Source organism: Mycobacterium paraffinicum (assembly GCF_025822865.1).
GTDB classification, from domain to species: Bacteria; Actinomycetota; Actinomycetes; order Mycobacteriales; family Mycobacteriaceae; genus Mycobacterium; species Mycobacterium paraffinicum.
The window spans coordinates 1-19,339 of sequence record NZ_JACKUR010000039.1; the positions used below are offsets into that span (position 1 = coordinate 1).

The following is a 19,339-nucleotide window of genomic DNA, read 5'->3' on the forward strand; positions in this document are numbered from 1 at the left end:
GGCCACCGACTCGGCATCCAACAACTCACGCTGATCATCAGAACGACCCTGCACCCACTGATCATCCCGAAAACCCCAGCACAACCCACCCCGCCACGCGGGATTAATTCAGCAGGCTCCTAGCGGGCCGCCGCCATAGGGACTAGCCCAAACTCGGGGCGGAAAAGGTGTCGCACTGCTTCGGGTCGCCCGTCTGGTAGCCGACGGTGAACCAATGCTGCCGCTGCTCCGACGAACCGTGCGTCCACGACTCGGGATTGACCCGTCCGGTCGATTCCTTCTGGATGCGGTCGTCGCCCACCGACGCCGCGGCCGAGAGGGCGTCCTGGATGTCCTGGTCGCTCAAGGGCTGCAGGTAGGGGACGCCGGTGCTCTCCTGTTTGACGGTCGACGCGTAGTGGGCCCAGATGCCCGCGTAGCAGTCGGCCTGTAGTTCCGTGCGGACACCGTTGCCGCCTGCGCCCTTCGCCCCCTGCTGGGAGCGGCCCAGGACGCCCTGCAGTTGCTGCACGTGATGGCCGTATTCGTGGGCGACGACGTACTCCTGCGCGAACGGCCCACCGCTGGAACCGAATTTGTCGACGAGCTCCTGGAAGAAGTCGGTGTCGAAGTAGGCGGTCTGGTCCACCGGGCAGTAGAACGGCCCCACCGCGGTGGTGGCCGGGCCGCAGCCGGTGTCCACCGAACCGGTGAACAGCCGCACGTGCGGCCGGGTGTAGCGCGGCATCAGCTGATGCCACACCGCGTCCACCGAGTTGCCGGTCGCGACCACGCGGCACTGCACGTACTTGTTGGCGTCGGCCCCGGTCTTGCACTGGCTCAGGTCGAACCCGGGCGCCGAGTAGCCGCTGGTGTTTCCCTGCTGGTTGAGCACCCGGCCCGGATCGACGCCCAGCAACAGGGCGCCGATGAGGATGAGCAGCCCGAGGCCGCCGCCCCCGATGGCCATCCCCATGCCGCCCCCGCCCGAGGAGGACGCGGTGCTGGTGTCGATCTGCATTCCCTCGTTGAAGCTCATGGCACGCTCCTAATGTTGCTGGGTCGCGGAGTAGCGGGCGTCGGTGTAGCTGCGCAGGTTGCGCAGGAATCGGCGAAGGCCCAGATTGAGCAGCGGCCCCACCACGTACATCGCCAGCCTGGCTGGGCCCGCGGGCTTTTGCGCCATGGTCCACGTCAACCGGCAACCACCCGGGATGACCTCGACCCGGTAGTCTTCGGCGAACGCGGCGACGGCCTGGGTGGAGCATTCGTTGAAACGAAAAGCCATGTGGCTGAACGGTTCCCAGGCCAGGAACTCCTCGTTGCCGACCATCCCGCCGCGCATCTCGACGACGCGGGTGGTGCCGACGCCGCGCGGCTCGGGGCTGGTCCAGGTCACCTTGGTGATCACGCTCGCCCAGCGTGGCCACGACTGGGCATCGGCGAGCACCTCGAACAGCTGCTCGGGCGTGATGGCGAGATCGACGCTGTTGCGGAACACGAAAGGCGCGCTGTCGATGAAGCCCAGGTCGACGCGCTCGCAGGGGAACATGGAATTAATCTAGCCGGGGCCGTCGCTTGCCGCGGCCAGCAACGGCACAACGACGTCGCTGATCGGCGTAGCCAGGTTGTGGGCGCGGGCTTTGCGGATGATCACCCCGTTGCGGATGTCCCATTCCATCCGCCGACGGTTCTCCCGGTCGGCCAGGATCGAGGTGCCCATGTCCTCGGGAACGTGGCGGAACATTCCGGCCAACTCGTCGACGATGCCGTCGGGCAGCCGGGCGCCCTCGGCGCGGGCCACCGCCAGGCATTCGGCGACATAGCGTCGGGACAGTTCGGTCACGTCTTCGCGGCGAAACATGCCGGACCGCCGCCCGGACAGCGCCATGAACCCGGCCAGCGCGTTGGTCAGCAGTTTGCGCCAGGCCGCTGTGATGAAGTCGGGGTCGCACTCGACGCGGCAGCCGGCGCCGCGCAGCAGCTCGGCGAGCGTCTGCGCCGACGGCCCGCTGGGCAGCACCAGGGCGGCCTCGGTGCGCAGCCGGACCCATCCCTCGGGCTGGGTCTCGGCCGAATACCAGACGATCCCGGGGACCACCGGCGACGACGGGCAATGCGGCTGCACCTGTTCGACCTGCTCCACGCCGTTCTGCAACACGGCGACGATCGTGTGCGGGCCGCAAAGGCGAGCCAGCCATCCGGCGGCGGCGTCGTTCTGGGTGGCCTTGACCGCCAGCACCACCACGTCGACGGGGCCGGTGACCTGGCCGGGATTGGTGTGCACCGGGCCGGGCACCACGATCGGATCCGCTCCGTCGGGCCGCAATTCGATGCGTTCCCGGGTCGTGCGGCCGCACACCTGAACCGCGTGACCGGCCTTGTGCAGCAACGCGGCGACCGTCGTGCCGACAGCGCCGGGACCGACTAGTGCGATGGTGGTGGCAATAGGTCCGAAAGTACCTCCTCTAGACTGGTCACTCGTCCAAAGCCCGCTGAAAAAGGAGTGTTTGTGCTGCGCAGCCACGCCGCCGGTTCGCTGAGAAGCAGCGACGCCGGGCAGCAGGTGACGCTCGCGGGCTGGGTGGCTCGCCGCCGGGACCACGGTGGCGTCATCTTCATCGACCTGCGCGACGCCTCCGGTATCGCGCAGGTGGTGTTCCGCAATGAAGATGTGCTGGCCCAGGCGCACCGGTTGCGCGCCGAGTTCTGCGTCGCGGTGACCGGCGTCGTCGAGATCCGCCCGGAAGGCAATGCCAACCCCGAAATCGCCACCGGCGACATCGAGGTCAACGTCGCCTCCCTGACCGTGCTCGGCGACAGCGCGCCGCTGCCGTTCCAGCTCGACGAACCCGCCGGCGAGGAGCTGCGGCTGAAGTACCGCTACCTCGACCTGCGCCGCGACGGCCCCGCCGCGGCACTTCGCCTGCGCTCCAACGTGAATGCCGCCGCCCGGGCGGTGCTGGCGGGCCACGATTTCGTCGAGATCGAGACGCCGACGATCACCCGCTCCACGCCCGAAGGTGCGCGCGACTTCCTGGTGCCGGCCCGGCTGCACCCCGGCTCGTTCTACGCGCTGCCGCAGAGCCCGCAGCTGTTCAAGCAGTTGCTGATGGTGGCCGGGATGGAGCGCTACTACCAGATCGCCCGCTGCTACCGCGACGAGGATTTCCGCGCCGACCGTCAGCCCGAGTTCACCCAGCTCGACATGGAGATGAGCTTCGTCGACGCCGAGGACATCATCGCGATCTCCGAGGAGATCCTGACCGCATTGTGGGCGTTGATCGGATATCAGGTCCCAACGCCGATCCCGCGGATCACCTATGCGGACGCGATGCGACGGTTCGGCTCCGACAAGCCGGACATGCGGTTCGGGCTGGAGCTCGTCGAGTGCACCGAGTTCTTCTCCGACACGACATTTCGCGTTTTCCAGGCACCGTACGTCGGTGCGGTGGTGATGCCGGGCGGGGCGTCGCAGCCGCGGCGCACGCTGGACGGCTGGCAGGAGTGGGCCAAGCAGCGCGGGCACCGCGGGCTGGCCTACGTGCTGGTCGGCGATGACGGCACGCTCGCCGGTCCGGTCGCCAAGAACCTCACCGACGCCGAGCGCGCCGGCCTGGCCGCCCACGTCGGGGCGAAGCCGGGGGACTGCATCTTCTTCTCGGCGGGCCCGCCGAAGTCGTCGCGCGCCTTATTGGGTGCCGCGCGCGGGGAGATCGCCAGCCGGCTCGACATGATCGACCCGGACGCGTGGGCGTTCGTCTGGGTGGTGGACCCGCCGCTGTTCGAGCCCGCCGACGAGGCGACGGCCGCCGGTGACGTGGCCGTCGGCTCGGGCGCCTGGACCGCGGTGCATCACGCGTTCACCTCGCCCAAACCCGAATACTCCGACGTGGTCGACACCGATCCCGGCAGCGTGCTGGCCGACGCCTACGACATCGTCTGCAACGGCAACGAGATCGGCGGCGGCTCGATCCGTATTCACCGCCGCGACATCCAGGAACGGGTGTTCGCCGTGATGGGCCTGGACCAGGCCGAGGCGGAAGAAAAGTTCGGATTCCTGTTGGAGGCGTTCACCTTTGGCGCGCCGCCACACGGCGGGATCGCCTTCGGCTGGGACCGCATCAACGCGCTGCTGTCCCGGGTCGACTCGATCCGCGAGGTGATCGCGTTCCCGAAGACCGGCGGCGGCGTCGACCCGCTCACCGACGCGCCGGCGCCGATCACCGCCCAGCAGCGCAAGGAGTCCGGAATAGACGCCAAGCCGGAAAAGGTTGACCGGGCATGACCGAAATGCCCGACACCGCGACGATCAACAACTTCAACAACGCCATCATCGACGAGTTCCGCGCCAACGGCGGCAAGGTGGGCGGCCAGTTCGCGGGCGCAAACCTGCTGCTGCTGCATACGACCGGCGCGAAGTCCGGCCAGCCGCGGATCTCGCCGCTGGCCTATTTCCGAGTCGGCGGCAAGCTGATCATCGTCGGCTCCTTCGCCGGTTCCCCCGTCAGCCCGGCGTGGGTCCACAATCTGCGGGCCGACCCGCGGGCGCGGGTCGAGATCGGCGACGACGAATTCGCCGTCACGGCGCGCGAGTTGCCATCCGACGAGCGCGACGACATCCTGCCGGAGATCACCGCCGCGGCGCCGGTGTTCGCCGACTACCAGTCCAAGACCAGCCGGGTCATTCCGTTGTTCGAGCTGCAGCGCAGCTAGGACCGTGCGCACTTCGCGGCGGGCGAGGCCAGCTTCGGTTCTCGCCGCCGCGCGTGCCGGCAGCAAACGGCTGCGGGTGGTCTGGTTCAACCTGGTACAGACCGCCTTCGCGGCGGGCCTGTCGTGGTACCTCGCGCACGATGTCCTCGAGCACCCGCAGCCGTTCTTCGCGCCGATCGCCGCCGCGGTCTCGTTGTCGACGAGCAACGTCCTCCGCGCGCAACGCGCCATCCAGATGATGGTCGGGGTAACCCTGGGGATCGGGGTCGGCTCGGTGGTGCAAAGCCTGCTCGGCCCCGGCGCGGTCCCCATCGCGGTGGCCGCGCTGGTCGCGCTGGGCGCCGCGGTATTCATCGGGGGCGGCTTCATCGGGCACGGGATGATGTTCGCCAACCAGACCGTGGTGTCGGCGATCCTGGTGCTGGCCCTGTACCGCGGCGGCGTCGGCCTGGAACGCATCTTCGACGCGCTGATCGGCGGTGCGGTGGCCATCGTTTTCGCCGTATTGCTGTTCCCAGCCGACCCGCTGCAGCTGCTGCGCACCGCGCGCGCCGGCGTGCTGAGCGTGCTGCACGACGTCTTGTCGCGAGCCGCGGACATCGCCGCCGGGCGCAAGGCGCCCCCGTCCGACTGGCCGCTGACGGCCGTCGACCGCGTGCACGAGCAGCTCAGCGGACTGCTCGAGGCGCGCACCACCGCCCGCCACGTCGTCACCATCGCCCCGCGACGCTGGGGCCTGCGGGATACCATCCAGGCCGCCGACCACCAGGCCGTGCACGTGGCCCTGCTGGCCGGTTCGGTGCTGCAACTCGCCCGCGTCGTGGCCAACAACGCCGAGGGCGGCCGCGAGGGGCTTCCGAGGCCCGTGCACACGGTGCTGGTGGTGCTGGCAGCCGGAACCGCTCTCGCGGACCGCGACCCCGCCGGCGCGTGCGCGTACGCCGCGTCCGCGCGTCATCATGCGGCGGAATTGCAGTCAGCCGCGCGCGAAAAGACCCAGTTAATCCTGGCCGACGTCGTCAGCGCCTGTGTCGACGATCTGCAACGGGTCATCGACCTTCGGCACGTATGAGAATCAGCGCGAGTCTGCCAAGAACTCCTGGACCAACTTCCTCGGGGCCTGCGTCAACCACGCTTCGGTGACCAGATCCTCGAGGTCGCGGATCGCGATCTCGGCGAGCTTGACCAGGACCACCGGGTAGCCGTCGAAATGCGGGGTGGTGAAGTACACGTCCGGCTCGTCGGCGATCAACCCGAACTTGACCCCCTCGTCGGACACCCGCACGCCGAGGATGTCGCCGTCGGGCGGTTTCAGGCCTTCGCGGGCCAGCGCCTCGCGTTCGGAGGGGCGCAACGGCCGCTCCCAGGCCAGCAACTTCTTGCCGACCCGCCACTCATGCGGTGACGGCTCCGAGGTGAGTGCCAGCTCACGAACCATGCGGGCGACGTCGTACCACGTGGCCACATCTCGATTGTGCTCCCGGTTTCGCCCGCGTGCCGCCGTATTGGCAAACGGTTTCGCGCCGCGGACGGCACGCAACGGTCCGGTGTGATGTGATCAGCGTTGTGCCTGAAGCTGACGCCGGGGTTGCCCGCCGGCATCGAGTCACCCACCGCACCGAGTACCGGTACTCCGACGTCGTGACCAGCTCGTATGGCCGCGGCTTCCTCACCCCGCGGGATTCGGTGCGGCAGCGTTGCATCGTGCACGAGCTGACCATCGATCCCGCCCCCGCCGACGTCTCCACCAGCAGCGACGTCTACGGCAACATCAGCTCGTACTTCCACGTCACCGAGCCGCACCACACCCTGACCGTCACCAGCGACTCCATCGTGGACGTGTATCCACCGGCTCCCGGGCGCTACACCAGCGGCCCGGCGGTGCAACCGTGGGAGGCGGCCCGCCCGACCGGGGGCAGGGGAGCGCTCGCCGCGGAGTTCACCCTCGACCTGAACCCGCCCGAGATCACCGACGAGGTCCGCGACTACGCGGCGCCCAGTTTCACCCCGGGGCGCCCGCTGGTCGACGTGCTGCGCGACCTCGCGTCGCGGATTTTCGCGGACTTCACCTACCGCTCGGGGTCGACGACGATTTCCACCGGGGTCAATGAGGTTCTGGCGGCCCGGGAAGGGGTATGTCAGGACTTTGCACGGCTGGCGATCGCCTGCCTGCGCGCCAACGGTCTTGCAGCCAGCTACGTGTCCGGCTACCTGGCCACCGACCCGCCACCGGGGAAGGATCGAATGATCGGTATTGACGCCACCCACGCCTGGGCGGCGGTGTGGACACCGCAGGAGCCCGGCCAGTTCGAATGGCTGGGTTTGGACCCCACGAACGACCAGCTGGTCGACGAGCGCTACATCATCGTCGGACGCGGCCGCGACTACGCGGACGTGCCGCCGCTGCGGGGCATCATCTACACCGATTCCGAACGCAGCGTGATCGACGTTGCCGTCGACGTGGTGCCCTTCGAGGGGGATGTGCTCCATGCGTGACTTCAACTGCCCCAACTGCGGCCAGCGCCTGACGTTCGAGAACTCCACCTGCCTGAACTGCGGCAGCGCGCTGGGCTTTTCGCTCGAACAGATGGCGCTGCTGGTGATCGCCGAGGAGAACGCCGGCGAGCACGCCGGTTTCGTGGACGCCGCCGAGTATCAGCTGTGCGCCAATCTTATGCTGGCCGAATGCAATTGGCTGGTACCGGTCAACAATCCGCGGCTGCTGTGCGCGTCCTGCGCGCTGACCACCGTGCGGCCCAACGACGCCGACACCGCCGGCCTGGCCGAGTTCGCCCGGGCCGAGGCGGCCAAACGACGGCTGATCGCCGAGCTGCACGAGCTGAAGCTGCCGATCATCGGGCGCGATCACGATTCCGAGCAGGGACTGGCCTTCCATCTGCTGTCCAGCGCGCACGAGAAGGTGCTGACCGGGCACGACAACGGCGTCATCACACTGGATCTGGCCGAGGGCGACGACGTACACCGCGAGCAGCTGCGGGTGGAGATGGAGGAGCCCTACCGCACCCTGCTGGGTCACTTCCGGCATGAGATCGGGCACTACTACTTCTACCGGCTGATCGCCCCGTCCAGCGAGTACCTGGCGCGGTTCAACGAGCTGTTCGGTGATCCCGACGCCGACTACCAGGAGGCGCTGGACCGGCACTACAGCGAGGGCCCGCCCGAGGACTGGCAGGAAGACTTCGTGTCGTCGTACGCCACCATGCATCCCGCCGAGGACTGGGCCGAAACGTTCGCCCACTACCTGCACATCCGCGACACGCTGGACACGTCGGCGTGGTGCGGCTTCGCGTCGGCGTCGGCCACCTTCGACCGACCGGCCTTGGGCCCCAGCGCTTTTCAGACGATCATCGACATGTGGCTGCCGTTGTCGTGGTCGCTGAACATGGTGAACCGGTCGATGGGTCACGACGACCTGTACCCGTTCGTGCTGCCGGTCGCGGTGCTGGAGAAGATGAAGTTCATCTACACCGTGATCGATGAGGTGACCTCCGAGTCGCGGGGGCCCGCCGCCATCGCGGGTTAGGCCCCGCGGCGATGTGCTTTTCGATCACGGCGGATCTGGTGGTGGGCACCACCCTGGTACCGGTCGCGGTCGCGACCCTGCGCGAGGTGAAACACTGGCGCGAATTGCCATTTGCTTTGCTGCCTGCCGTGTTTGCGGTCCACCAGTTCCTCGAGGCGGCAGTGTGGCCCAACGACGTTGTCCCCGCCGGAATGGCGGAGTTGTCAGCGCGGGCGTACATCTTCATCGCACTGCCGTTGCTTCCCGTGTTGGTTCCGGGGGCGATCTTGATGCTCGAACCGCGCGGTGCCCGACTGCGCGTGGCGCCGTTCGCGGTGCTGGGCATCGTGGTTTCGGCCTACCTGGCGTTCGTCGTGACCACCAAGCCGATCGGGGTGACGAGGTGCCCACACGCCCTGGAATACCAGACCGCTGCCCGCGAAAGCTACCTCTGGGCGGCGCTTTACATCATCGCCGTCATCGGCCCGGCGTTGTTGTCGGGTTATCGCTCCATTGTGGCGTTCGGATTGGCGAACCTGGTGGGGCTGATTGCGGCCGGGATCCTCTATTTTGAAGCGTTCGCGTCATTCTGGTGCATTTACGCCGCCGTGGCGTCGGTTCTGGTGTTGGTGCACATGCGGCGCCGGCGGCGGCTGCCCGACCCCCACCGCTACGGTGGCGTCGAGGAGTCGGCGACATCGAACGCATGATGTGTGGACGCTGTAATCCCCTGTGTCACTTTGGCTTCAGGCGTCACAACGCGGTCTATTTTGTCGGTGGGTGTTCGTAGGGTCTGAGGCATGGGTGTCAGTGGTCGTGAGGAGATCGTCGAGGTCATCGACGCGCTCGACGACGATGCGGACCGGCTGTGCGAGTTGTCCTTTGACGTGCTCACCACCCCGGAGCGGCTGCGTGCCTTGGAGCGGGTGGAACGCGTGGCCCGCAAGTTGCGCACCCCGCAGCACGCGTTGATCAACCAGCTCGACGCCCAGGCCAGTCCCGAGGAGTTGGGCGGCCCGCTGCGCTTGGGGTTGGCCGACCGGTTGCGCATCACCAAGGGCGAGGCCGCCCGGCGCATCGCCGAAGCCCAAGACCTCGGGCAGCGCCGGGCGTTGACCGGTGAGCCGTTGGCGCCGCAGTTGAGCGCGACCGCGGCCGGCCAACGCGCCGGGCTCATCGGACAGGGCCACGTGAAGGTGATCCGCAGCTTCTTGGCCCAGCTGCCCGCCGCGGTGGACATCTTGACCCGCCAGGCCGCCGAGGCCGACCTGGCCGGCAAGGCCGCCGGGTATCGGCCCGACGAGTTGGCCAAATACGCCCAGCGGGTGATGGATTGGCTGCACCCCGACGGGGAATTCAGCGACGCCGAGCGGGCCCGCAAACGCGGAATTACGCTGGGCGCGCAGGAGTTCGACGGCATGTCACGCATCGGCGGCTTGGTGACCCCGGAGCTGCGGGCCGCGATCGAGGCCATGTTGGCCAAGCTGGCCGCGCCCGGGGCGTGCAACCCCGACGACGAAACCCCGGTGGTCGATGCGACACCCGATGAGGACGCGGTGCGCCGTGACACCCGCAGCCAGGCCCAGCGCCACCATGACGCCTTGCTGGCCGGGCTGCGCGGACTGCTGGCCTCCGGAAAGCTGGGCCAGCACAACGGCTTGCCCGTGTCGATCGTGGTCACCACCACGCTGACGGACTTGGAGGCCGCCGCCGGCAAGGCCCTGACCGCCGGCGGCACCCTGGTGCCCATGTCGGATGTGATCCGCTGGGCCGGCCACGCCCACCACTACCTGGCGATCTTCCACAACGGCAGGTCCCTGGCGCTGCATCACACCAAACGATTCGCGTCCCCCGCACAACGAATCATGTTGTACGCCAAGGATCGCGGCTGCACCAACCCGGGCTGCGACGCCCCCGCCTACCACAGTCAGGTCCACCACATCCGCGGCTGGCGAGCCACCCGCCGCACCGACATCGACGACCTGACCCTGGCCTGCGGCCCCGACAACCGGCTCGCCGAAAAAGGCTGGACCACCCGAACCAACGCCCGAGGCGAAACCGAATGGCTACCACCACCGCACCTCGATCGCGGCCAACCCAGAACCAACAAATATCACCACCCCGAAAGATTCCTGCGCGACGGTGACGACGACGAACCCGTTTGACGCAATGCGCTCATCTGCGCCGCTAGGCCGGCATCACCCGGCGCACGTCGGGGCCCCACAGCGGCTGCATGCCGCCGGGCAGCGCCAACTGCGTGGTGGTGATGACCTCGGCCAGCTCGCGCAACCCGGCGTGCACCGAACCGAGCAGGTCGGCCAGCGCGGCCCGCTGCCCGTCGGCGCTGACGACTTCCAGCTCGGCGGGATGCGAGCGGCGCAGCAGGGTGGCGATCTCGTCCACCAGCCGTTCTGGGCGCGACGAACCCGACGCCCCGGGCAGGTCCTTGAGGTTGGCCCGCAGCCGCTCCACTTGGTACAGCAGCGACCTCGGGTTCTGCGCGTCGAAGAGCATCAGCTCGGCCACGGCGGCGACGCTGACCTGGCCCACGGTGCGGCGCCGGTAGATGACCGAGGACTCGCACGCCACCAGCGTCGCCTCGATGATCGTCTGTTCGGCCGCGAGCGCGCGGACGGCGGTCAACGTGGCTTTCAGCAGCGCGGTCAGCCAGAGGCCGCGTTCGATGCGCTTGCCGATGTCCATCATGGTCCAGCCCACGTCGCGCACCATCGACTCACCGGCGACCCCCGACAGGGTGAGCATCCCGGACAGCGTCTGCATCTGGGCCGACGCGAGCAGCGCGTCGGCCTCGGCGAGGGAATCCGGCGGCTCTCGCCGCTGAGCCAGCGCGCGCTCCACCCCGGCCAGCACCATCCAGGTGTCGTTGGACATTTGGTCGCGCACCGCCCTGGCGGCCAGCGCCAACCCTTCCACCGACTGCACCAGGGACCCGGGCTGCTCGGGATCCACGGTCAGCGACCACAGCGTCGAGGGGGCGACGGCGATCATCTCGGCCCCGTCGCTGGCACGATCGTCGTCTGCCCCGGTATCGGCCCCGGTGATTCGGCCCAGCGCGGCCATCAGCACCGGCACGCATTCGCTTTCCTCGGTGTGCTGCTGATGCCGGTAGACGTGGAACCTGTCCCGGGCGACGAGCAGCAGCCGCGCCATGCTCTCCGCGCGCTCGCCGTAGCGGCCGATCCAGAACAGATCGGACAGCACACGCGGCGAGCTGACGCCCCAGGTGCCCGCGGCCGTCTTCGCCGGCGGTACGGGCGACGGCAGCGTCACCGTCTCGGCCCGCGCACGTTCCGTCGGGCGCACCCAAACATCCTTCGCGGCAACGGTTTGCAGCGTGTACGCGCCTGGCCCGGGCGCCAGCACGTAGCCGACGCCGCCGATCATCGGGGCGTACCCGCTGCGCTGGGCCACGTTGAACAACCGGATGCCGACGCCGGCCGACGACAGCACCCCGGCATGGTCGGTGGGCGCCGACGAGAACTGCGGCAGCTCCTGGCCGATCCACTGCCACGGCATCTTCTCGATCGCGGCCGCCAACTGTGTCAGCTGATATGACGAAAGGGTAGGGCCGACAAGGGTTTTCCCGCCGACGGTCGACTTCACCAGAAGCGAAGACAGATTCGCCAGCAGGTGTGAGCATTCGCCCGCGATGCCGCCCCAGTAGACCGGCGCGGACTGCAGCAGCGGCGCTTCGGAGAGGAGGCGCTCGGATAGCTCGGGTAAAAACCGAAGCAGCCCGGGGTTTTCCAGGATGCCGCTGCCCAGCGTGTTGACGACGGTCACCGTCCCGCGGTGCGACGCCTCCACCAGACCGGCGACGCCGAGCCGGGAGTCGGCGCGCAGATCCAGCGGGTCGGCGTATTCGGCGTCGACCCGGCGCAGGACGACGTCGACCCGTTTCAAGGTGCCCAGCGAGCGCATCCACAACTTGCCGTCGCGCACCACCAAGTCCGCGCTCTCCACCATGGGAAAACCCAGCAGCGTCGCGAGATACGCCTGGTCGAAGGCGGTCTCGGAAAAGATACCCGGGCTGAGGACCACCACCACCGGATCCTGCGCGTCGTCGGGTGCGGCGTCGATCAGCGCCAGCCGCAACGCCTGAGCGAACGGTGTGGTCGGGCGCGGCGCGATCCGTTCGTAGAGATCGGGCACGGAGTGCGCGACGACGCGCCGGTCGGCCAGCGCGTAGCCGGCGCCCGACGGCGCCTGCGTCCGATCGGCATTGACCTGGAAGGTGCCGTCCGGGAGCCGGCTGACGTCGCAGGCGTGCAGGAAAAGCTGGTGATGCCCGGGCACTTCGATGCCGTTGGCCGCGCGCACGTAACCGGGATGGGCGAAGAGCAGCTCCGGCGGTAGCAGCCCCTCGGTGAGCAGGCTGCGCGACCCGTACAGGTCGGCGAGCACGGCGTCGAGCAGCCGGGATCGCTGCACCAGCCCGGCCTCCAGCGCCTCCCACTCCGCGGCGGAGAGCACGAGCGGCAGCGTGTCCAGAATCCACGGCCGCGGCTCGAGGCCGTGCCCGGCGGGATCGACATCGGTGTAGGTGATGCCGTCGCTGTCGATCAGGCCGCGCACCACCGAGCGCAGCCGGTCGAGCCCCGCCCGGCCGCGCTCCGCGATGGTGTCGGCCAGCTCCGTCCAGGCCGGCCGCACCTGCCCGTCCCGGTCGACGAATTCGTCGTAGCCGGCGGCCGGGCCGTGCCGGAGATCGAAGAGCGCCTCCTGGGCGCGCGCGGCCCGGTACCCGGCCAGCAGGCGGTCGGCGTCGTAGCGGTCGGCCGGGGGCGCCGACCCCGTACCGATGCCGAATGTCATGTCCGCAAACGCCATTACCGCTGCACGGTACGCACGCGGCGCAGGTCGAGGATGCCCGGCGCGCCGATATCGGTGAAGATCCGGGCCTGTTTCTCCCGAATGTCGGACAGATCGAGCTTGCCGGGGGTGAAGCCGGTCGCCTCGAAGCGGCGGGCGCGGCGCGCCTCGGCCTCGACGGCGTTGACGGGCGGCTCGTCGTAGGCCCGCCCACCGGGATGCGCGACGTGATAGGTGCAACCGCCGCGCGACGTGCCCGTCGTCAGGTCGACCAGCTCGAACTGCAGCGGCACGTCGGTGCTGATGGTGGGGTGCAGCGCGCTCGGCGGTTGCCAGGCCTTGAACCGCACCCCGCCCACGTGGATGTCGGGGTTGTCGGTGGCCAGCAGCGGCACCGGGTAGCCGTTGACCGTCACCACGTAGCGGTGCCGGTCGGCGCCGATGATGCGGATCTGGATGCGCTCGATCGACGAGTCGACGTAGCGGGCGGTGCCGGCCGCGGTGGCCTCCTCGCCGAGGGTGTTCCACGGCTCGATCGCCCCGCGCAACTCGATCTCCACCCCGTCGAACACGGCCGTGCCGATGCGGGGAAAGCGGAATTCGGTGAACGGGTCCAGCCAGCTGGTCTCGAACGCGATGCCGTGCGCGCGCAGGTCCGCGGCAACGTCGGCGATGTCGTGAATCAGGAAGTGCGGCAACAGGTATCGGCCGTGCAGATTGGCGCCGTGTCGGATCAACGGGGCACGCAGCGGCTCGTCCCAAAACCACGCCACCAGCGAGCGCACCAGCAGCGACTGCACCATCGCCATGCGCAGATGCGGCGGCATCTCGAACCCGCGCAACTCCAGCAGGCCGAGCCGGCCGCGGGCGCTGTCGGGACTGTAGAGCTTGTCGATGCAGAACTCGGCACGGTGGGTGTTGCCGGTGATGTCGGTCAGCAGGTGCCGCAGCGCGCGGTCGATCACCCACGGTTTCGCATCACTCTTAGGGCCACCGCCTCCCAGCCGGGCGATCTCGGCGAACGCGATCTCGAGTTCGTAGAGCGCCTCGGCGCGGCCCTCGTCGACCCGGGGGGCCTGCGAGGTGGTGCCGACGAACCGGCCGGCGAACAAGTACGACAGCGACGGGTGCCGTTGCCAGTACGTCAGCAGCGAGACCAACAGGTCCGGCCGCCGCAGCAGCGGCGAGTCGGCGGGCGTGACGCCGCCGAGGGTGATGTGGTTGCCGCCGCCGGTGCCGCCGTGGGTGCCGTCCACGTCGAAGGACTCGGTGGACAGGCGAGCCAATCGGGCCTGCTCATAAAGCGTTTCGAGCTGCCGGCTCTGCTCGGCGAAGCTCGCGGTGGGCGCGATGTTGACCTCGATGACGCCGGGGTCCGGGGTGATCGTGGTCGAGCGCAGCCGCGGGTCCGGCGGGGGTTCGTAGCCCTCGATCACCACCGGGCAGTCGATCTTGGCCGCCGCGGCCTCGACGCGGGCGACCAGGTCGACGAAATGCTCCAGGGCCTCGGTGGGCGGCATGAAGACGTAGAGCAGCCCATCGCGGACCTCGGCGACCATCGCGGTGGGCGGCGCGGTGTCGGAGTCCTCCACCACCGCGGTGCCCGACTCCGTCGACAGCTCGCTTCCGACGGTAAGGGGATCGGCGTCGAACGACGGGCGCGGTGGACGCCAGCTGATGGAATCCAGCGGCAGCCGAAGGCCCGCGGGAGAATCGCCGTGCAGCAACACGATTCGGCCGCGCCGCAGCCGCCAGTCGGCGCTGGCCCAGCCCTGGCCGTCGTCGCGACGGTGCAGCGGCAACACGAAAGCCGCCGGGGCCGTGACGGATTCGTCGAGGCGGGCCAGCAGCGCGGCGCGCCCGGCGGGGGAGTCTGCGCCGTCTTGGGGGTCGAGGTCGTCGGCCGGGTCCACCGGGTCGCCCTCGGGTTGCCGCACCTTGGTCGCCAGCCGGTGCAGCGGGTCCTCGTAGGCGGCCCGCACTTGCGAGGGCGGCAGCTCCAGGCCGTCGGCGATCGCGGCGAGCAGCCGGTGGCCCGCGTCGCTATCGACCGGGGCCGAGTTGCCCAGCCACGGGTCGGCCAGCAGCGCGCCGTCGCTCCACAGCGGTCGCCCGTCGGTGCGCCAATACAACGCGATCTGCCAGCGCGGCAACGGTTCTCCCGGATACCACCGGCCCTGTCCGCGCTGCACCAGGCCGTTCGGCGCCCACACTTCTCTCAGGCGCGCGGCCAGGTCGGAGGCGCGCTGCCGCTTGTGCGGGCCGTCGGCGGCCGTGGTCCATTCCTCGGCGACCTGATCGTCCACCGATACGAACGTCGGCTCGCCCCCGATGGTCAGCCGCACGTCGGCGGCGGCCAGCCGCTCGTCGACGCGCCGGCCGACCGCACGGATCGTCTCCCACGCGTCGTCGGTGTAGGGCAGGGTGACGCGCGGGTCCTCGTGGACCCGGGTGACGGTGTTGGAGAACTCCAGCACCGATTCGCATGGTTCGGTGCCGCCGCTGATGGGCGCCGCCGACGCCGGCTGCGGGGTGGCCGCCAACGGGATGTGGCCCTCGCCGGCGAACAATCCCGACGTCGGGTCCAGTCCGATCCAGCCCGCACCCGGGATGTACACCTCGGTCCAGGCGTGCAGGTCGGTGAAGTCGGCGGCGGGGCCCGACGGCCCGTCGAGCGCCTCCACGTCGGAAGCCAGCTGCACCAGGTAGCCGGAGACGAAACGGGCGGCCAGCCCCAGCTGGCGCAGGATCGACACCAGCAGCCACGCCGAATCGCGGCACGAGCCGACCCCGGTCCGCAGCGTGTGGTCCGGTGTCTGCACGCCGGCCTCCATTCGCACGCTGTAGGCGACATCGGCGTTGACGGCGTGGTTGAGCGCGACCAGCAGGTCGATGGTGCGCGTGCCGGCCGGCACCGAGAAGTTGCGCACCCAGGCCCGCGTCAGCTCACCGGGCCCCGACCCGTCACCGTTTTCGTCGACCGGCCGCAGGTATGGCTCCAGGTCGTCGGCGAGCTCCTTGGGGTACGTCAGCCCCTGTGCCGGCCAGGTCTCGGCCCAGTCCTCTATGAAGAAGTCGAACGGGTTGATCACCTTGAGGTCGGCGATCAGCCCGACGGTGATGGTCAGCCGCCGTGTGGGGTTCGGAAACACAAGGCGCGCAAGGAAATTGCCCACCGCGTCCTGTTGCCAGTTGATGAAGTGCTCGTCCGGCTCGATGCGCAGCGAGTAGGCCTCGACGGGCGTGCGGCAATGGGGCGCGGGACGCAGCCGCACGACGTGCGGATACACCCGGACCAGGCGGTCAAAGGTGTAGCTGGTCCGGTGCTCCAGCGCGACTTTGATGCTCATGACATGGTGATCTCATCACAAGCGGCACAAGGCCGCAGCGCACCGCGGCTGCGGCTTACAACGCCGTAACTTCGGGCGCGGCCGGCGCTTGGGGCGCCTGTTACGCCGGCGGCGGACCCGGCTGGTAACCCGGCGCCGGCACGGGGACCACCTGGCCGCCGCTCAGCCTGCGGTAGGCGTAGATGATCAGCAGCGACGCCACGGGCGCGACCACCAGCAGGCCGACACCGCACAACAGTGCCCCGATGATGGCGGACACGAACACGACCAGCCAAAGCACCAGCGCGTTGACGAAATTCGACCCGGCGAGCGAGAAGCTGGAAGTGAAGCCCTTGATCGCCGACTCCGAACGATCGATCACGAACGCGACGGTGAACTGGGTGAAGATGCCGAGCACGAGGCCCGGGACGAAGCAGAGAGCCGATGCGATCGAGGTGAGGACCTCGACGATCAGCACGGCCAGAAACACCATGCCGAGGTTGCGCGGCTTGAAGAACGAGCCGATGGTGACCGCCCGTCCGTCGGCGAGGTCGAGGCAGCCGGACAAGTACGCCGATTGCGCGAACGCGCTCACCGCGTAGGCCACCAGGTAGCCGAGGACGAGCAACCCGTACCCGGGGCCGGTGAGGTTGGTCGTGAAGGTGAAGTCGTAATCGTCGGAAATCGTTCCCGTGTTCATGTTCTGGCTCAGCGTGATCAGCGCGACTGCCACCCCGATCAGCAGCCCATAGACCAGCGTGGGCACGATCAACGCCACGGCGTTCTTGGTGAAGGTGCTCCACGCCCAGTTGAACGCCTCGCCCAGGATGATCGGGGTCTTGGGCGGTGCCCCATAGCCGGGCGGCGGGCCATAGCCGGGCGGTGGTGGCGGCGCACCGTAACCCGGCGGCGGCCCGTAGCCGGGCGGTGGTGGCGGCGCGCCGTAGCCGGGCGGCGGGCCGTAGCCGGGCGGTGGTGGCGGCGCGCCGTAATTGGGTGGCGGGGCCCCGTAATTGGGGGGCGGTGGGTAGCCCGGAGGGTTGTGCTCGCTGCCGTGGGGATCGGCCGGGGTGCCTGGATACTCGGGAGGCTGGCTCATGTCCGTCCTAGCTGTTGACTCAACCTGTGGGCACGCGCACACGGGAACTTAGCAAAGATGAGTGCTCGGCGCCCGGATTCGTTTTCGTGGTATGCCTGAAGCCGTGTCCGACGGTCTTTTTGACCTGCCCGGCGCGCCGCCGACAAGCGATCACGCCCTGGGCGTGTCGGCCGGTGCACCGCTGGCGGTGCGCATGCGGCCGGCCTCGCTGGACGAGGTGGTCGGCCAGGAGCACCTGCTGGCGCCCGGGTCGCCGCTGCGCCGTCTGGTCGAGGGATCGGGCGTGGCGTCGGCCATCCTCTACGGCCCGCCCGGCAGCGGCAAGACCACCCTGGCCGCGCTGATCTCCCAGGCGACCGGTCGCCGCTTCGAGGCGCTGTCGGCGCTGTCGGCCGGGGTCAAGGACGTCCGGTCGGTCATCGAGAAGGCGCGGCACGCGCTCCTCAACGGCGAGCAGACGGTGCTGTTCATCGACGAGGTGCACCGCTTCTCCAAGACCCAGCAGGACGCCCTGCTGTCCGCCGTGGAGAACCGGGTGGTGCTGCTGGTCGCGGCGACCACCGAGAACCCGTCGTTCTCCGTGGTGGCGCCCCTGCTGTCCCGGTCGCTGATCCTGCAGTTGCGCCCGCTCGGCGCCGGCGACATCCGCGCCGTCGTCCAGCGCGCGATCGACGACCCGCGCGGGCTGGGCGGGAAGGTCGCCGTGGCGCCCGATGCCGTCGACCTGCTGGTGCAGCTGGCCGCCGGCGACGCCCGACGCGCCCTGACCGCGCTGGAGGTCGCGGCCGAATCGGCTCAGGGGGCCGGCGAGTCCGTCACCGTCGAGACCGTCGAGCAGTCGCTGGACAAGGCCGCGGTGCGCTACGACCGCGACGGCGACCAGCACTACGACGTCATCAGCGCCTTCATCAAGTCGGTGCGCGGCTCGGACGTCGACGCGGCGCTGCACTACCTGGCCCGCATGCTCGTCGCGGGGGAGGACCCACGGTTCCTCGCGCGCCGGCTGATGATCCTGGCCAGCGAGGACATCGGCATGGCCGACCCGAGCGCGCTGCAGATCGCGGTGGCCGCCGCCCAGACCGTGGCGCTGATCGGCATGCCCGAGGCGCAGCTGACGCTGGCGCACGCCACCATCCACCTGGCCACCGCGCCCAAGTCGAACTCCGTCACCACCGCTCTGGCCGCCGCGATGGACGACATCAAGGCGGGCAAGGCGGGCCTGGTGCCAACCCATCTGCGCGACGGGCACTACTCCGGCGCGGCGGCGCTGGGACACGCGCAGGGCTACCGGTACTCGCACGACGATCCCGACGGCGTCGTCGCCCAGCAGTATCCGCCGGACGAGCTGGTGGGCGTGGACTACTACCGGCCGACCGGCCGCGGCGGCGAGCGGGAGATGGCCGGGCGGCTGGAACGGTTGCGGGCGATCATCCGCAGGAAGCGGGGACGGTGATGAAAACCTTCACTGACGAGGAGATGGGCCGGCTGCTGGCCACCACCAAGCCCTACAGCGTCGTCATCCTCAAGCGGGGGCCGCGCTTCGGCGAGGACACCACCCCGGGAATCGTCTGGGAGCACGGGCGCCGCAATTTCGGGCTGCGCGACGACGGCGTCATGGCCATCGTGTTGCCGGTCACCGACGGCTCCGAGGTCTGCGGGATCGCGGTGTTCGCGGCCACGGTCGACGACGCCGCCGCGATCATGGCCGACGACCCGGGTGTGGCGAGCGGCGTCTTCACCTTCGAGGTGCACCCCTGCCGCGGATTCCCGGGCGACGCGCTGCCCTAGCCGCCCGCCCTGCGCCACGTTGGCGTGTCCCCCGCAAGCGGGCGGTGCCCCCAGCTGGGCGACAAAGTCCGC

At 69.4% G+C, this 19,339-nt stretch carries 16 protein-coding genes; 9 read left to right on the top strand and 7 right to left on the bottom strand.

All coding sequences use genetic code 11. The annotated features are described in order from the left end of the window. Positions 1–142: 142 nt before the first annotated feature. From ypfJ to H7J89_RS23740, 3 genes are read right to left on the bottom strand one after another with little or no spacing between them, the layout of a single operon-like run. Positions 143–1,018 (bottom strand): KPN_02809 family neutral zinc metallopeptidase, encoded by an 876-nt coding sequence (gene ypfJ, locus H7J89_RS23730; protein WP_067209729.1) that lies wholly within the window; start codon positions 1,016–1,018, stop codon positions 143–145. 9 nt (positions 1,019–1,027) lie between these two features. Further along, on the bottom strand, positions 1,028–1,531 hold the full coding sequence (locus H7J89_RS23735) for an SRPBCC family protein (RefSeq protein ID WP_264047267.1): 504 nt from the start codon (positions 1,529–1,531) through the stop codon (positions 1,028–1,030). A gap of 9 nt (positions 1,532–1,540) precedes the next feature. Next, a complete protein-coding gene (locus tag H7J89_RS23740) occupies positions 1,541–2,428 on the bottom strand; it encodes an oxidoreductase (protein ID WP_264047553.1) in 888 nt (295 codons plus the stop codon). A gap of 57 nt (positions 2,429–2,485) precedes the next feature. On the opposite strand from H7J89_RS23740, the gene aspS reads away from it, so the two are divergent. Genes aspS through H7J89_RS23755 form a run of 3 tightly spaced genes read left to right on the top strand, consistent with a single transcriptional unit; the run spans position 2,486 to position 5,767 of the window. Continuing rightward, positions 2,486–4,267 (top strand): aspartate--tRNA ligase, encoded by a 1,782-nt coding sequence (gene aspS, locus H7J89_RS23745; protein ID WP_264047269.1) that lies wholly within the window; start codon positions 2,486–2,488, stop codon positions 4,265–4,267. After that, positions 4,264–4,695: a nitroreductase family deazaflavin-dependent oxidoreductase gene (locus H7J89_RS23750; protein ID WP_264047271.1), complete on the top strand. Its 432-nt coding sequence runs from the start codon at positions 4,264–4,266 to the stop codon at positions 4,693–4,695. The genes aspS and H7J89_RS23750 overlap by 4 nt, the downstream gene beginning before the upstream one ends. A gap of 4 nt (positions 4,696–4,699) precedes the next feature. Next, positions 4,700–5,767, top strand: coding sequence for an FUSC family protein (locus H7J89_RS23755; protein WP_264047274.1), 1,068 nt, complete (start codon positions 4,700–4,702; stop codon positions 5,765–5,767). Positions 5,768–5,770: 3 nt separating this feature from the next. Here the strand turns inward: H7J89_RS23755 and H7J89_RS23760 are convergent, their stop codons facing one another. After that, positions 5,771–6,160: an MmcQ/YjbR family DNA-binding protein gene (locus H7J89_RS23760; protein WP_264047276.1), complete on the bottom strand. Its 390-nt coding sequence runs from the start codon at positions 6,158–6,160 to the stop codon at positions 5,771–5,773. Positions 6,161–6,249: 89 nt separating this feature from the next. Here H7J89_RS23760 and H7J89_RS23765 point away from each other — a divergent pair, with 89 nt between their 5' ends. The 4 genes from H7J89_RS23765 (at position 6,250) to H7J89_RS23780 (ending at position 10,383) form a co-directional block, all read left to right on the top strand. Further along, positions 6,250–7,191: a transglutaminase family protein gene (locus tag H7J89_RS23765; protein WP_264047277.1), complete on the top strand. Its 942-nt coding sequence runs from the start codon at positions 6,250–6,252 to the stop codon at positions 7,189–7,191. Beyond that, the gene (locus H7J89_RS23770; protein WP_264047279.1) at positions 7,184–8,239 is read left to right on the top strand and encodes a zinc-binding metallopeptidase family protein; all 1,056 of its coding nucleotides are present in this window, start codon (positions 7,184–7,186) and stop codon (positions 8,237–8,239) included. The genes H7J89_RS23765 and H7J89_RS23770 overlap by 8 nt, the downstream gene beginning before the upstream one ends. Positions 8,240–8,250: 11 nt before the next feature. Beyond that, positions 8,251–8,928, top strand: coding sequence for a DUF6629 family protein (locus H7J89_RS23775; protein ID WP_264047280.1), 678 nt, complete (start codon positions 8,251–8,253; stop codon positions 8,926–8,928). A 90-nt stretch (positions 8,929–9,018) separates the two neighbouring features. After that, positions 9,019–10,383, top strand: coding sequence for an HNH endonuclease signature motif containing protein (locus H7J89_RS23780; RefSeq protein ID WP_264047282.1), 1,365 nt, complete (start codon positions 9,019–9,021; stop codon positions 10,381–10,383). A gap of 22 nt (positions 10,384–10,405) precedes the next feature. Here H7J89_RS23780 and H7J89_RS23785 read toward each other — a convergent pair whose 3' ends face one another. The 3 genes from H7J89_RS23785 to H7J89_RS23795 form a co-directional block, all read right to left on the bottom strand. After that, complete coding sequence (locus tag H7J89_RS23785) at positions 10,406–13,069, bottom strand: circularly permuted type 2 ATP-grasp protein (RefSeq protein WP_264047284.1); 2,664 nt, start codon at positions 13,067–13,069, stop codon at positions 10,406–10,408. Next, on the bottom strand, positions 13,069–16,401 hold the full coding sequence (locus H7J89_RS23790; RefSeq protein ID WP_264047286.1) for a transglutaminase family protein: 3,333 nt from the start codon (positions 16,399–16,401) through the stop codon (positions 13,069–13,071). Before H7J89_RS23790 ends, H7J89_RS23785 begins: the two co-directional genes overlap by 1 nt. A 100-nt stretch (positions 16,402–16,501) precedes the next feature. Beyond that, complete coding sequence (locus H7J89_RS23795; RefSeq protein ID WP_264047287.1) at positions 16,502–17,479, bottom strand: hypothetical protein; 978 nt, start codon at positions 17,477–17,479, stop codon at positions 16,502–16,504. 91 nt (positions 17,480–17,570) lie between these two features. On the opposite strand from H7J89_RS23795, the gene H7J89_RS23800 reads away from it, so the two are divergent. Together H7J89_RS23800 and H7J89_RS23805 are read left to right on the top strand one after the other, a co-directional pair. Next, entirely contained in the window at positions 17,571–18,932 is a 1,362-nt protein-coding gene (locus H7J89_RS23800; RefSeq protein ID WP_264047289.1) for a replication-associated recombination protein A, read from the top strand. Beyond that, positions 18,932–19,267: a hypothetical protein gene (locus tag H7J89_RS23805; protein WP_264047291.1), complete on the top strand. Its 336-nt coding sequence runs from the start codon at positions 18,932–18,934 to the stop codon at positions 19,265–19,267. Before H7J89_RS23800 ends, H7J89_RS23805 begins: the two co-directional genes overlap by 1 nt. Positions 19,268–19,339: the final 72 nt, after the last annotated feature.

Excerpts from the sequence above, each read along its gene's own strand:
- ypfJ (WP_067209729.1), bottom strand. The coding sequence starts at position 1,018 with ATGAGCTTCAACGAGGGAATGCAGATCGACACCAGCACCGCGTCCTCC.
- H7J89_RS23735 (WP_264047267.1), bottom strand. The coding sequence starts at position 1,531 with ATGTTCCCCTGCGAGCGCGTCGACCTGGGCTTCATCGACAGCGCGCCT.
- H7J89_RS23750 (WP_264047271.1), top strand. The coding sequence starts at position 4,264 with ATGACCGAAATGCCCGACACCGCGACGATCAACAACTTCAACAACGCC.
- H7J89_RS23770 (WP_264047279.1), top strand. The coding sequence starts at position 7,184 with ATGCGTGACTTCAACTGCCCCAACTGCGGCCAGCGCCTGACGTTCGAG.
- H7J89_RS23775 (WP_264047280.1), top strand. The coding sequence starts at position 8,251 with ATGTGCTTTTCGATCACGGCGGATCTGGTGGTGGGCACCACCCTGGTA.
- H7J89_RS23780 (WP_264047282.1), top strand. The coding sequence starts at position 9,019 with ATGGGTGTCAGTGGTCGTGAGGAGATCGTCGAGGTCATCGACGCGCTC.
- H7J89_RS23785 (WP_264047284.1), bottom strand. The coding sequence starts at position 13,069 with ATGGCGTTTGCGGACATGACATTCGGCATCGGTACGGGGTCGGCGCCC.
- H7J89_RS23790 (WP_264047286.1), bottom strand. The coding sequence starts at position 16,401 with ATGAGCATCAAAGTCGCGCTGGAGCACCGGACCAGCTACACCTTTGAC.
- H7J89_RS23795 (WP_264047287.1), bottom strand. The coding sequence starts at position 17,479 with ATGAGCCAGCCTCCCGAGTATCCAGGCACCCCGGCCGATCCCCACGGC.
- H7J89_RS23800 (WP_264047289.1), top strand. The coding sequence starts at position 17,571 with ATGCCTGAAGCCGTGTCCGACGGTCTTTTTGACCTGCCCGGCGCGCCG.
- H7J89_RS23805 (WP_264047291.1), top strand. The coding sequence starts at position 18,932 with ATGAAAACCTTCACTGACGAGGAGATGGGCCGGCTGCTGGCCACCACC.